The following is a 12,864-nucleotide window of genomic DNA, read 5'->3' on the forward strand; positions in this document are numbered from 1 at the left end:
ATCTTTCGGAGGGAGGGGAGCCGTGGCAAATTTGACACGGCATACAATGCAAATAAAAGATATGAAACATGCGTCATTCCCACTTTGGCAAGAAGAGGACTGGACCGAAAAAAGTGAACAGTCACTGAAAGGAAAAAAGGTAGAACATTTAATAAAACATACATACGAACAGATAAAAATGAAACCGCTTTATTTTAAAAAAGAACAACACTGTTCTCAATTTCCTGGTGTCCCAGATTATCGAAGAGGAATTGATTCGTATTCGGGCGAGAAGCAACCATGGAGAATAGCTCAGACCATTCACGCGTCTACCGTAAATGAGCTAAAAGACAAGATGGAAGCTGCAATCAAAGGCGGACAGTCCGCTGTTTCTTTCTCTGTTCAAGAGGATATCTCCTATCAATCTATATTTGAAGCGTTTACGGACCGTTTCCCAGTTTGCGTTCATGCAAAGAAACGTCACCAATCCAAACTCCTTTCAGAGCTCGCTAGCGTCAAAGAGAGAAGTGATATACAAGGCTTTATCGCAACGGATCCGTTAGCCCAATTGGCTTCAGATGGCTATTTAGAAGAGCCAGTGAACGATTTGTATGATGAATTAGCAAAAAATATTCAATTTGCCTCACAAAAATTCCCAGAACTAAAAACAATTCTTGTCGACACAACTCCCTATCATAATGGGGGGGCTAACGCCGTCCAAGAGATTGCGATTTCTCTTGCAACTGCCGTATTCCACCTAGAAGAACTCTCAAATCGAAACATACCGATCGAAACAATACTATCTAAATATATTTTTCACTTCTCAGTAGGAGCCAATTTCTTTATGGAAATTGCTAAGTTAAGAGCAGCCCGTATGCTTTGGAGTGAAATCGTAAAAGCATACGGAGGAAGTACCGAAAATCAAAAGATGGTCATATCAGCACAAACATCAAGCTTTACAAAAACAGTGTATGATCCATATGTGAATCTTCTTCGTTCTAGTAATGAAGCATTTGCTGCAGTCATCGGAGGGGTTCAATATTTGCATGTAAGTCCATTTAATGAGCTCGAAGGGAACGGAGCAGAGTTCTCAGAGCGAATTGCTCGAAATACTCAACTTATTCTAAAAGAAGAAGCGCTTATTTGTAAAACACATGATCCAGCTGGAGGTTCATGGTATATAGAAGAACTAACTGACGAGATTTCCAAGAAGGCTTGGGAGCTGTTTTTACAAATCGATGATAATGGCGGTATGCTATCCTCCCTTGTTGATGGTGACATCCAAACACAAATCTCTAAAGTATTGGATAATAGAAAGAATGATAGTTTCACAAGGAAACAATCGATTGTCGGCACCAATATGTACGCAAATTTGGAAGATCAGCCATTAAAATTATGCATGCAGCAAAAAACAACACCTGAAGCAGTAGCCATCAAGATACCCGAGCTAAAGCAATCTAGACTTTCAGAACCCTATGAAACCCTTAGAAGGCTTTCTGAAAAACTAGAACGGCAACCAGTGGTGGGGATAATTTGTATAGGTGGGTTAAAACAGTTTAAACCACAAGCAGATTTTATTGCGGGCTTTCTTGCACCAGGTGGAATTGCTACAGAAAAAAGCGAGGGAACTGACAGTTGGGAACAAATTCAGAAATATATTGAAAGTAGTAACCATTCAACTTACTGCTTGTGTGGAGCGTTTGGAGAATATGAAGAATTGGGGCTTTCCATCGTGAAAGAATTTCATACGAATTATCCGGAAAAACGACTATATTTGGCAGGGCTTCCTGAACAAAAGGATGTATGGCTTCAAACAGGTGTAACGGACTTTTTTCATCGACAAAGTAACTGCTATGATTCTCTATCGAGTCTCTTGACTGAAATGGAGGAAACCACTCATGCTTAATAAACCCAATTTTCGTCAAATAAAGATTTCGTCCTTTAAGGAAGAAAAGAGTAACCGAGAAAAAGAAGAAATAACTGACTCCATAGAGGATTTATCTTTCGAAACAAATGAACAAATCAAAGTAAAATCTCTATATACGAGAGAAGACCGCGATCATTTAGCGCATCTTGGAGATTTACCTGGTTTGCCCCCCTTTACAAGAGGACCATATCCTACGATGTATGTTAATAGGCCTTGGACGGTAAGACAGTATGCAGGCTTTTCTACCGCAGAGGAAAGTAATGCATTTTATCGTAGAAATTTAGCAATGGGGCAAAAGGGATTGTCAGTAGCGTTTGATTTAGCCACCCATAGAGGCTATGACTCTGACCATCCACGCGTCGTAGGTGATGTAGGAAAAGCAGGTGTTGCTATAGATTCTGTACTCGATATGAAAACCTTGTTTGATGGCATTCCTCTTGACCAGATGTCTGTCTCAATGACAATGAATGGAGCCGTTTTGCCAATTATGGCCTTTTACATTGTAACGGCTGAGGAGCAAGGGGTGCGTAAGGAACAGTTATCTGGGACGATTCAAAATGATATTTTAAAAGAATATATGGTTCGTAATACATATATTTATCCACCAGAAATGTCGATGAAAATTATCGCTGATATTTTTTCGTATACTTCTAAGTATATGCCGAAATTCAATAGCATTAGTATTTCAGGATATCATATGCAGGAGGCGGGAGCACCAGCTGATATTGAGCTTGCTTACACACTAGCAGACGGACTCGAATATGTTCGAACAGGTCTAAAAGCGGGTATTGATATTGATTCCTTTGCCCACAGATTATCGTTTTTTTGGGCGATTGGTATGAATTATTTCATGGAAGTAGCTAAGATGAGGGCAGGGCGTTATATTTGGGCAAAGATGATGAAGTCGTTTTCTCCTCAAAGTGAAAAATCTATGGTCTTACGTACCCATTCCCAAACATCTGGATGGAGCTTAACGGAACAGGATCCGTTTAATAATGTGACTCGCACACTTATCGAAGCGCATGCAGCAGCGATGGGCCATACTCAATCTCTTCACACAAATGCACTAGATGAAGCTATTGCCCTTCCAACTGATTTTTCTGCTAGAATTGCTCGTAATACGCAGTTATTTCTTCAGGAAGAAACCGGAATCACGAATGTGATTGACCCTTGGGGTGGATCGTATTATGTTGAAGCACTAACAGATGAGTTGATTAAACGTGCGTGGGAGCATATTGAAGAGATTGAAGAGCTAGGTGGAATGGCAAAAGCAATTGAAACGGGATTGCCAAAAATGAAGATTGAAGAAGCGGCAGCTAAGCGCCAAGCCAAAATTGACTCTGGTGAGGAAACAATCATCGGTGTCAATCGGTACCGAGTTGATAAAGAAGAAGATATTGAGATTTTAGACATAGATAATACGGCTGTAAGATTAAAGCAAATTGAAAAACTGGCATATGTAAAAGCAAATAGAGACGAGCTAGAAGTAAAGCGAACTCTAGAAGCATTAACAAAAGGGGCACAGACAGGCGAAGGAAACCTCCTTGAACTTGCGGTAAACGCAGCTAGGGCTCGTGCAACAATCGGGGAAATTTCAGATGCGGTGGAAGCTGTTGCAGGAAGACACAAAGCGATTATCCGCTCAATTAGTGGAGTATATAGCTCTGCGTACTCGAATGAAGAGGAAATGAAAGAAGTTCAGCGTATGACAGAGGAATTTCTAGAAAATGAAGGACGCCGGCCAAGAATCCTTATAGCCAAGATGGGACAGGACGGTCACGACAGGGGAGCAAAAGTGATATCAACGGCCTTTGCTGATTTAGGATTTGATGTGGATATTGGACCGTTATTCCAAACGCCAAAAGAGACCGCTTTACAAGCGATCGAAAATGATGTTCACGTGATTGGAATAAGCTCACTTGCTGCCGGCCATAAAACACTGCTTCCACAACTAATGAAAGAATTAAAGGACTTAGGTCGGGATGATATTTTAGTGGTAATCGGTGGAGTAATCCCTGCTCAAGATTATGACTATTTATATGATCAAGGGGCTGCCGCAATTTTTGGACCTGGGACTGTCATTCCAGTAGCCGCTCAAAAGGTGGTAAGAGCTATCTACGAGCGATTAGGCTATGAGGAAGTGGAAAAGTAATGAAAGATAATCATTTAGAGAATAGCTTTTCTTCTGCAAAACGATTTCACAAAAAAGTAAATAATGCACCAACGGTTGAGGAGCTTTGTTCAGGACTAAGGAACGGAAATCGCTCTATGCTCGCTCAAGCGATCACATTAATCGAAAGCAATGCCGACCACCACTTTAAAAAGGCGCAGGAACTTCTTCAACAAATTCTTCCCTTCTCAGGTAAATCAGTGCGAATTGGCATTACAGGTGTACCAGGAGCGGGAAAAAGTACCTTTATCGACTCATTTGGGATGTACTTATGTGAGCAAGGCATTAAGGTAGCTGTTCTAGCCGTTGATCCAAGCTCTAAGCGTAGTGGAGGAAGTATTTTAGGGGACAAAACGAGAATGGAACATCTATCTAGGACAGAGTTGGCCTTTATTCGTCCCTCTCCCACGGGAGGAAAGCTAGGTGGCGTACATCGAAAAACAAAGGAGTCTATTGCTCTTTGTGAAGCCGCAGGTTATGAAGTGATTATTGTTGAAACAGTTGGTGTGGGACAAAGTGAAGTAGTGGTAAGAGACATGGTAGACTTCTTTATGCTCCTTGTTTTAACAGGTGCTGGTGACGAGCTGCAAGGGATGAAAAAGGGAATCATGGAGCTTGCCGACGCCATTGTCGTAAATAAAGCGGATGGTAAAAATGAAGCTGCTGCACGAAAAACAAGGGATGAATATAATCAAATTCTGCATTTCCTTCAACCCTCAACTACTAATTGGGAAACGAGAGCGCATGTATGCTCAAGCTTATATAATAAAGGAATTAAGGAAATTTGGCAGACAATTGAACAATTTATCCATGAAACGACCCAATCAGGAGAGTTTGAGGAGCGAAGAAGAAAACAAACAAAGGATTGGATGCACGCCTTAATCACGGACCAGCTTCAGTTACAGTTTTACGCTCACGAAAAAATAAAAGAATTGCTTCCTCATCTTGAAAGAGCTGTTGTTGATGGTGATCAGACGGTTACCTCTGCAGTAGACCTTCTATTCAAATATTTTTATGAAAAAAAATAAAAAAAGGAAGGTCACACATACGGTGACCTTCATCTAAGGAGTAGGGGTATGATCTAGCTGTGCTTATATCATACCCTTTTTTCATTACCCTAAACCTTTCTGATTGTATATTTGTATCTCATATTGGTATATTGAATATATAATATTGAAATACTGGAGGGATCTTTTCGTGAATATGGATTTTAATTTATTTATGAACGATGTGGTTCGACAAGCGCGACAAGAAATTGTTGCTGCTGGATATACAGAATTAAAGACGTCAGAAGATGTGGATGCTGCGCTTTCCAAGTCAGGTACAACACTTGTAATGGTAAACTCAGTATGTGGCTGTGCAGGTGGAATTGCTCGTCCAGCTGCGATGTATTCTGTTCACTACGATAAAAAGCCTGATCAATTAGTAACGGTTTTTGCTGGTCAAGATAAAGAAGCAACAGCAACAGCACGTTCTTATTTTACTGATTATCCACCATCTTCTCCATCTTTTGCTTTATTAAAAGACGGAAAAATTTTAACAATGGTTGAACGCCATGAAATTGAAGGACATGAACCAATGGCAGTTGTACAAAAGTTACAAGAAGCATTCGATAAATATTGTGAAGAAGTGTAACCTCAGGTCTCTGAGGTTTTTCTTTTTGAATCTTCATCGGTTAACAGTTGAATTGAAAGCGTCATCAAGGGTAAGGTAACTAATGGGAAATTAACATATAGGAGTAAAATATAAAATGGAATTTAAAATTGGTTACCGAACGGTAAAGACCGCGTTGGGAGCAGCTGCTTCCATTATGATTGCTCAGGCTTTTGGCCTTTCGAGTTTTACATCTGCGGGTATCCTTACCATCCTTTGCATTCAAGTAACAAAGAAGAAAAGTGTACGTGCTTCCTGGGAACGGTTTTTAGCTTGCATGGTGGCAATGGTTTTTTCAATCATTATTTTTGAAGGAATTGCTTTCCATCCCGTCATGATCGGACTTTTATTATTATTATTCATTCCTACAGCGGTAATGGTTGGAGCAAGTGATGGGATTGTGTCGAGCACGGTTATTATTCTGCATTTATACTCAGCTGGACATATTACAAAGAGTTTATTATTGAATGAATTAGGCTTAATTATTATTGGAATTGGTGTGGCCTTAATTATGAACTTGTATATGCCAAGTTTAGAAAATAAGCTGATTGATTATCAAAAGAAAATAGAAGAGAACTTCAAAGCCATCTTTGACGAAATTATCTTATATTTAAAGAATAATAAAACGGATTGGGATGGCCATGAAATCCCTGAAACAGCGTCGCTTATTGATGAGGCAAAGACCCTAGCCTTTCGTGATGTAGAAAACCATTTCCTCCGAAACGAGAACTTATATTATCACTATTTTAAAATGAGAGAGAAGCAATTTGAAATTATTGAAAGAGTTTTGCCTCTTGTTAGTTCCATTTCTCTTACCGTCGAACAGGGAGAGATGATTGCGGAATTCATTGAAGATCTCTCAAATAATATCCACCCGGGGAACACAGCGGATATTTATATTGAAAAATTAGAGAGAATGAGAGTGGAATTTCAGAAAATGGAGCTTCCTCGAACACGTGAGGAATTTGAGACTCGGGCGGCTCTTTTGCACTTTACAAAGGAAATGGAGCAATATTTAACGATTAAAAAGGACTTTGTTGGAATGAAAAAACCAAAAGCGAATAAAAGGAAGAAGATGCTACAAACTACTAAGGAGAAATAATACGGAAGGTGAACATATGGTATCCTTTCTTTTAGCCTTACTTCTAGCATTTACTTCAAATCCTATTTGGCCATTAGGAGAAAATCCTCTTCCGGGGGATCCCTTTTTAATTGTCAATAAAGCTACAAATGAAGTAGCTTTAATTAATGAGAATCGAGTTCAGACAGTGGTAAAAGCTGCAACAGGCAAAACGGAGGAGTTAACGCCTGAAGGATTATTCACGATAACGGTTAAGGCAAAAAATCCATATTATCGAAAAAACAATATTAATGGTGGAGATCCAGAAAATCCACTAGGTACAAGATGGATAGGATTTGACGCAAATGAAACCGATGGAAGAATATATGGTCTTCATGGAACCAACACTCCAAGCTCCATAGGAAAGTATGTGTCGCAGGGATGTGTCAGACTTCAAAATGAAGCCATCGAATCCCTCTATGATTTCATTCCAATAGGCACAAAGGTATTAATCACAACAACAAATGAAAACTATGCAGAAATAGCAAAAGAATACGGTGCGATTTCAAAATAAAAAGTCACTTAAGGTAAACCCTTAAGTGACTTTTTGCTATTTATAAAAATGCAATGACTCCAGCCAGTATGGTAGATGCTAACATCGCAAATAGCATTAAATAAACAACAATCTTTTGTGTTTTCTTATTTCCCATTTTCTATCTCCTCTCAGGCAGAAACTTTTCTACGTTTATTTTACTAGGAAAAGATAAATTGAACAACCGCTCAGGTTCTGGAAGGGATTTTTGTCCAAAAAGCGAATATTTATAATTATATTACTTTTGAGGGAGATGGAAAAAGTGATAAATAATGTCGATCACATTGGGATCGCTGTAAAATCTATTGATGCAAGCTTGCCTTTTTACACAGAGGTTCTTGGGTTAAAACTTGTAGGAATTGAAGAAGTCCCATCAGAACAAGTAAAAGTAGCCTTTATAGACACGGGAAACGTCATGTTAGAGTTATTAGAAGCGGCAAATTTTGAAAGCGCTATCTATAAATTTGTCGAAAAGCGCGGAGAAGGAATCCATCACATTGCTCTAGGGGTAAATTCCATAGAATCTAGGATTCAGGAATTAAAAGAAAAGGGTGTACAAATGATTCATGACGATCCAAAAGAAGGAGCACATCATGCAAGAGTGGCCTTTATGCATCCAAAATCAACTCATCATGTGCTTTTAGAATTGTGTCAAAGAGATGGGGGGAGTCAAAAATGATCGACATCTATGAGAAAATCAATGATTTATATGACCGGAAAAGAGAAGTAGAGTTAGGTGGGGGAGATCAAAAAATTGAAAAGCAGCATGAAAAAGGAAAGCTGACAGCAAGGGAGAGAATCGAGCTTCTTGTTGACAGTGGGACCTTTATTGAGCTGAACCCTTTTATTGAACATAGATGCAAGGATTTTGGTTTGGAAAATCAAAAGGGTCCAGGCGACGGCGTCGTTACTGGATATGGAAAGGTAAATGGTCGTCCAATCTACTTGTTCTCTCAAGATTTTACGGTTTTTGGGGGAGCTTTAGGGGAGATGCATGCGAATAAAATTGCGAATGTAATGGATTTGGCTGTGAAAAATGGTGCACCATTTATTGGGCTGAATGATTCGGGTGGAGCTAGAATTCAAGAAGGAGTCGTGTCTCTCGATGGCTACGGAAAGATCTTTTATCGAAATGCCATATACTCGGGAGTCATTCCGCAAATATCTGTGATTATGGGTCCGTGTGCAGGTGGGGCGGTGTATTCCCCAGCCATCACTGATTTTGTGTTTATGGTCGATCAAACGAGTCAAATGTTTATAACAGGTCCAAAGGTAATTGAAACGGTTACGGGTGAGAAAATAAGTCCCGAGGATTTAGGAGGGGCAAAGGTACATAACTCCATAAGTGGAAATGCGCATTTTCATGCATCAACGGAGGAAGAAGTACTTGCGGGGGTCCGACAATTATTAAGCTATCTTCCGCAGAATAATGAAGAAAAAGCACCGATTGGTCAGTATGAAGATGATTGGGATTACCGTCCTGATTTAACCGATGTGGTACCATTTGACGCGGTCCGTCCGTACGATGTGAGAAAGGTAATTGAGCAAGTAGTAGATGAAGATTCTTTCATGGAGGTTCAAAAGGATTTCGCCAAAAATATCGTTGTCGGGTACGCTCGAGTGAAGGGTGAAGTAATTGGATTAGTATGTAACCAACCGAAGTTTATGGCCGGTGGGTTGGACATAGACTCGTCTGATAAAGCAGCCAGATTTATTCGTTTCTGTGACTCGTTTAACATACCTATTATTACATTTGAGGATGTAACGGGCTTCTTCCCTGGTGTAAAGCAGGAACATGGTGGAATCATCCGACACGGAGCGAAAATATTGTATGCCTATTCAGAAGCAACGGTTCCAAAATTAACGATTATTTTGCGAAAAGCTTATGGCGGAGCCTATGTTGCATTAAACTCGAAATCTATCGGTGCTGATCTTGTATTTGCTTGGCCCAACGCTGAAATAGCAGTGATGGGACCGCAGGGGGCTGCGAATATTATTTTTGCAAGAGAAATTAACCAAAGTGAAGATCCAGAGGCAACAAGAGCACAAAAAATTGAGGAATATCGTGAAAAGTTTGCTAATCCATATGTGGCCGCAAGTATGGGGATGGTAGATGACGTCATTGATCCGCGTGAAACAAGAATTAAAATTATCCAATCTTTAGAGATGCTTCGTAATAAAAAAGATACTCGTCCTAATAAAAAGCACGGAAATATTCCCCTTTAATCCCATTCATTTGCTGATTATGATACGAAAAAGTTATACTACAAGAGTGAGTGAATGATTGATGGAGGGTACAGGATGATTAATGAAGAAAGATTGTTAAAGGAATTTCTTGAGCTCGTTCAAGTGGACTCAGAAACGAAGAATGAAGCAGAAATTGCAAAGGTATTAAAACAGAAATTTTTAGAGCTAGGCGTTGACGTGGTTGAAGACGATACAACTGCTACGACTGGACATGGGGCAGGAAACTTAATTTGTACACTTAAAGGCTCAAAGGAGCAGGTAGACACAATCTACTTCACTTCCCATATGGATACGGTTGTGCCTGGTAAAGGAATCAAACCAAGCATTAAGGATGGTTATGTAGTAACAGATGGTACAACCATTCTCGGAGCGGACGATAAAGCGGGACTTGCTGTTATGCTTGAAGTGGTTCGTGTGTTAAAGGAACAATCCATATCGCACGGAACGATTCAATTTATCATTACTGTTGGAGAAGAGTCTGGATTGGTTGGTGCCAAAGCATTAGACCCATCCTTACTTGTAGCAAAATACGGCTATGCTCTAGATAGTGACGGTAAAGTAGGTAATATTATTGTTGCTGCACCTACGCAGGCAAAAGTAAAGGCAACGATTTTTGGAAAGACAGCACATGCAGGCGTGGCACCTGAAAAAGGCGTATCGGCTATTACGATTGCAGCAAAAGCCATTTCAAGAATGCCTCTTGGTCGCATTGATGAGGAAACAACTGCAAATATCGGTCGTTTTGAAGGCGGTACGCAAACCAATATCGTTTGTGACCACGTTGAAATCTTAGCTGAGGCACGCTCGTTGGTAAATGAGAAGATGGAAGAGCAAGTGCAAAAAATGAAAGCTGCATTCGAAGAAGTGGCCTCTGAAATGGGTGGCAGAGCAGAGGTTGATGTTCAAGTAATGTACCCTGGCTTTAAATTTGGAGAAGGAGACCATGTGGTTGAAGTAGCGAGAAAAGCGGCTGCCAAAATTGGTCGATCCTCCGAGCTGTTAAGAAGCGGCGGGGGCAGTGATGCGAATGTAATAGCTGGATTTGGAATCCCTACCGTAAACTTAGCGGTGGGTTATGAAGAGATTCATACAACGAATGAAAGAATGCCTATTGAAGAACTCAATAAGTTGGCAGAGTATGTGATTGCTATCATTGAAGAAGTTTCTGCCTAATAGACAAAGAGTGAGGAGAGATCCTTCACTCTTTTTTTGTTACTTTCGATAGACAAAATAGCAGGAATGTTAGTATGATACAGGTATAAAGTATGATGCCTTTGTGCTAGATTGGAGCGAGTACCCATGCTTACAACAACAAAAGTAGTCGTTTTTCAAGTAGGGACGGAAGAATACGCGATTCCTATTGAACATGTGATTTCGATAGAGAAGGTGGAAGGAATTACACCAATCCCCCATTTACCTGTGTACGTGAAAGGAATCGTGAAAGTAAGAGGAGAATTACTGCCTGTTCTTGATTTTGAGGAGATCTTATATCACCGAACCATTCAGTACAATGATCAAACGAGGATGATTGTCGTAAAGACAGATGAATTAACCATTGGAGTCCTTGTTAACGACGCAAAAGAGATTATTGATATTGAAAAGGAAAATTTAAAACAGTTAGGGTTAGTAGCATTTAATAAAACAAGTTACTTTTCTTCCATTGCCAACTTGGATTCTCGTTTAATTACAATGATCGATCCATCTAAGCTTGTTCAATCGCTAGAAGGAATAAATGAAATCCAACAATATATGAAATCACACCAAGAAGAGTAGCCAGGCTGTGGCTCTCTTTTTTTCGTCATCCAATTCTTCTGGTAAAATATAAGGACAATGGTGAGGAGGTGGGCTATGCGAGAAATGTACCCGAAAAACGGTCGTGTCATCCTTCATGTGGATATGAATAGCTTTTATGCGTCTGTGGAAATGGCTTACGATCAAAGTTTAAAGGGGAAGCCACTTGCGATTGCGGGCAATGTTGAGGAAAGACGCGGAATCATTGTTACCTGCAGCTATGAAGCAAGAAATGTAGGGGTGAGAACGACAATGCCGTTATGGGAAGCTAGAAAACTATGCCCTGAGTTAATTGTGATGAAACCTAATTTTGAGCGCTATCGGGCTGCCTCTGTAGCTATCTTTGATCTGTTAAGGCAGTTTTCGGACCTTGTAGAGCCGGTTTCCATTGATGAAGGATATGTAGATATTACTGAAAGCTACGAGTTTGGATCACCTCTTGAAATTGCAAAAACGATTCAAGCAAGGATGTTAGAACAGTTTGATCTTCCTTGCAGCATCGGAATTGCTCCCAATAAATTTTTAGCAAAAACAGCATCTGATATGAAAAAGCCATTAGGAATAACGGTTCTTAGAAAAAGAGATATCAAACATGTTCTGTGGCCAATGAATGTGGGTGAAATGCACGGTGTTGGTCAAAAGACAGCTGAGAAATTAAAAACAATTGGAATACATACGATTGGTGACTTAGCAAAAGGAAATGAGATTCAGTTAAAATCACTTCTCGGAATCAATGGAGTACGTCTTAAGGAACGAGCGAATGGTATGGATCTCCGAGAAGTGGACCCGAATTCTGTTTCTGACTTTAAAAGTGTTGGAAACTCAACCACGCTTCCGAAGGATGTCACAAATGTCAGAGAGTTAAACGAGGTTTTGGAGAAACTGGCTGAGAAGGTATCTGCAAGACTAAAAGCAAAACAAGTGTTGGCAACGGGATTAAGTGTAACGATACGTTATAAGGATCGAAAAACGTTGACTAGAAGTAAAAAACTAAATAATCCAGTAGATAAACAAGATGAAATTTCTCAACTTGCAAAAAAATTATTTCATTCCAATTGGAATGGGAATGCCATCCGTCTTCTTGGAATCACAGGTACAGACTTAATACATGTTAATGAAGCAGTGAAACAGCTCGATCTTTTCTCTTATGAACGTGATGCAAAAAAAGAGCCGCTATTAAATGCTGTTTCAAAATTAAAAGAAAAGTACGGTACGGCCATCATAAATCGTGCAGGAATGGTTCGGAAGAAAAAGCAAACGCCGTCAATTGGGACAGATACAAGCTTTAATAAAGATTTTTTACATACGGCGAGAGATAGGAAAGAAGAGTAACATAGTTAAAAAAATTCAGGAAAAAATATATTTGAATATTTAATTAATCACCTTACTTGCGCTTTTTGCTTAATCTTGCTAAAGTAAAGTGGATTCTTATGTATATAAGTATT

Annotated in this window: 12 protein-coding genes; 11 read left to right on the plus strand and 1 reads right to left on the minus strand. The window is 39.7% G+C overall.

All coding sequences use genetic code 11. The features are described 5' to 3' along the window. Window positions 1-22 precede the first annotated feature (22 nt). The 6 genes from ACRX5O_RS02535 to ACRX5O_RS02560 all read left to right on the plus strand — a co-directional run bounded on the left by ACRX5O_RS02535 (window position 23) and on the right by ACRX5O_RS02560 (window position 7,363). Complete coding sequence (locus ACRX5O_RS02535) at window positions 23-1,885, plus strand: methylmalonyl-CoA mutase family protein (RefSeq protein WP_433904469.1); 1,863 nt, start codon at window positions 23-25, stop codon at window positions 1,883-1,885. Beyond that, on the plus strand, window positions 1,878-4,058 hold the full coding sequence (gene scpA, locus ACRX5O_RS02540; RefSeq protein ID WP_433904470.1) for a methylmalonyl-CoA mutase: 2,181 nt from the start codon (window positions 1,878-1,880) through the stop codon (window positions 4,056-4,058). Before ACRX5O_RS02535 ends, scpA begins: the two co-directional genes overlap by 8 nt. Further along, window positions 4,058-5,104, plus strand: coding sequence for a methylmalonyl Co-A mutase-associated GTPase MeaB (gene meaB / locus ACRX5O_RS02545; protein ID WP_433904471.1), 1,047 nt, complete (start codon window positions 4,058-4,060; stop codon window positions 5,102-5,104). Before scpA ends, meaB begins: the two co-directional genes overlap by 1 nt. A 169-nt stretch (window positions 5,105-5,273) precedes the next feature. Next, complete coding sequence (locus ACRX5O_RS02550; RefSeq protein ID WP_119709059.1) at window positions 5,274-5,711, plus strand: BrxA/BrxB family bacilliredoxin; 438 nt, start codon at window positions 5,274-5,276, stop codon at window positions 5,709-5,711. Window positions 5,712-5,826: 115 nt separating this feature from the next. Then, window positions 5,827-6,831, plus strand: coding sequence for an aromatic acid exporter family protein (locus ACRX5O_RS02555; RefSeq protein WP_433904472.1), 1,005 nt, complete (start codon window positions 5,827-5,829; stop codon window positions 6,829-6,831). Window positions 6,832-6,847: 16 nt separating this feature from the next. Then, window positions 6,848-7,363, plus strand: a complete 516-nt coding sequence (locus ACRX5O_RS02560; protein WP_433904473.1) for a L,D-transpeptidase — start codon at window positions 6,848-6,850, stop codon at window positions 7,361-7,363. A 40-nt stretch (window positions 7,364-7,403) separates the two neighbouring features. On the opposite strand, the gene prli42 is transcribed toward ACRX5O_RS02560, so the two are convergent. Continuing rightward, window positions 7,404-7,499, minus strand: coding sequence for a stressosome-associated protein Prli42 (gene prli42, locus ACRX5O_RS02565; RefSeq protein ID WP_162927785.1), 96 nt, complete (start codon window positions 7,497-7,499; stop codon window positions 7,404-7,406). Window positions 7,500-7,634: 135 nt separating this feature from the next. Between prli42 and mce the strand changes: the two genes are divergently transcribed. The 5 genes from mce to ACRX5O_RS02590 all read left to right on the plus strand — a co-directional run bounded on the left by mce (window position 7,635) and on the right by ACRX5O_RS02590 (window position 12,751). Beyond that, window positions 7,635-8,060, plus strand: coding sequence for a methylmalonyl-CoA epimerase (gene mce, locus ACRX5O_RS02570; protein WP_433904474.1), 426 nt, complete (start codon window positions 7,635-7,637; stop codon window positions 8,058-8,060). Next, window positions 8,057-9,607 (plus strand): acyl-CoA carboxylase subunit beta, encoded by a 1,551-nt coding sequence (locus ACRX5O_RS02575; RefSeq protein WP_433904475.1) that lies wholly within the window; start codon window positions 8,057-8,059, stop codon window positions 9,605-9,607. Before mce ends, ACRX5O_RS02575 begins: the two co-directional genes overlap by 4 nt. 75 nt (window positions 9,608-9,682) lie before the next feature. Further along, window positions 9,683-10,801 (plus strand): tripeptidase T, encoded by a 1,119-nt coding sequence (locus ACRX5O_RS02580; protein ID WP_433904476.1) that lies wholly within the window; start codon window positions 9,683-9,685, stop codon window positions 10,799-10,801. 126 nt (window positions 10,802-10,927) lie between these two features. Then, window positions 10,928-11,401, plus strand: a complete 474-nt coding sequence (locus ACRX5O_RS02585) for a chemotaxis protein CheW (protein ID WP_433904477.1) — start codon at window positions 10,928-10,930, stop codon at window positions 11,399-11,401. A gap of 75 nt (window positions 11,402-11,476) precedes the next feature. Continuing rightward, window positions 11,477-12,751 carry a DNA polymerase IV gene (locus ACRX5O_RS02590; protein WP_433904478.1) on the plus strand — a complete coding sequence of 425 codons (1,275 nt, stop codon included), beginning with the start codon at window positions 11,477-11,479 and terminating at the stop codon, window positions 12,749-12,751. Window positions 12,752-12,864 lie beyond the last annotated feature (113 nt).

The organism is Robertmurraya mesotrionivorans (assembly GCF_050971805.1).
Taxonomy (GTDB): Bacteria; Bacillota; Bacilli; order Bacillales; family Cytobacillaceae; genus Robertmurraya_A.

Coding starts and splice junctions, on each gene's coding strand:
- ACRX5O_RS02585 (WP_433904477.1), top strand. CDS start 10,928: ATGCTTACAACAACAAAAGTAGTCGTTTTTCAAGTAGGGACGGAAGAA.
- ACRX5O_RS02580 (WP_433904476.1), top strand. CDS start 9,683: ATGATTAATGAAGAAAGATTGTTAAAGGAATTTCTTGAGCTCGTTCAA.
- ACRX5O_RS02590 (WP_433904478.1), top strand. CDS start 11,477: ATGCGAGAAATGTACCCGAAAAACGGTCGTGTCATCCTTCATGTGGAT.
- ACRX5O_RS02555 (WP_433904472.1), top strand. CDS start 5,827: ATGGAATTTAAAATTGGTTACCGAACGGTAAAGACCGCGTTGGGAGCA.
- ACRX5O_RS02560 (WP_433904473.1), top strand. CDS start 6,848: ATGGTATCCTTTCTTTTAGCCTTACTTCTAGCATTTACTTCAAATCCT.
- mce (WP_433904474.1), top strand. CDS start 7,635: ATGGAAAAAGTGATAAATAATGTCGATCACATTGGGATCGCTGTAAAA.
- scpA (WP_433904470.1), top strand. CDS start 1,878: ATGCTTAATAAACCCAATTTTCGTCAAATAAAGATTTCGTCCTTTAAG.
- meaB (WP_433904471.1), top strand. CDS start 4,058: ATGAAAGATAATCATTTAGAGAATAGCTTTTCTTCTGCAAAACGATTT.
- prli42 (WP_162927785.1), bottom strand. CDS start 7,499: ATGGGAAATAAGAAAACACAAAAGATTGTTGTTTATTTAATGCTATTT.
- ACRX5O_RS02575 (WP_433904475.1), top strand. CDS start 8,057: ATGATCGACATCTATGAGAAAATCAATGATTTATATGACCGGAAAAGA.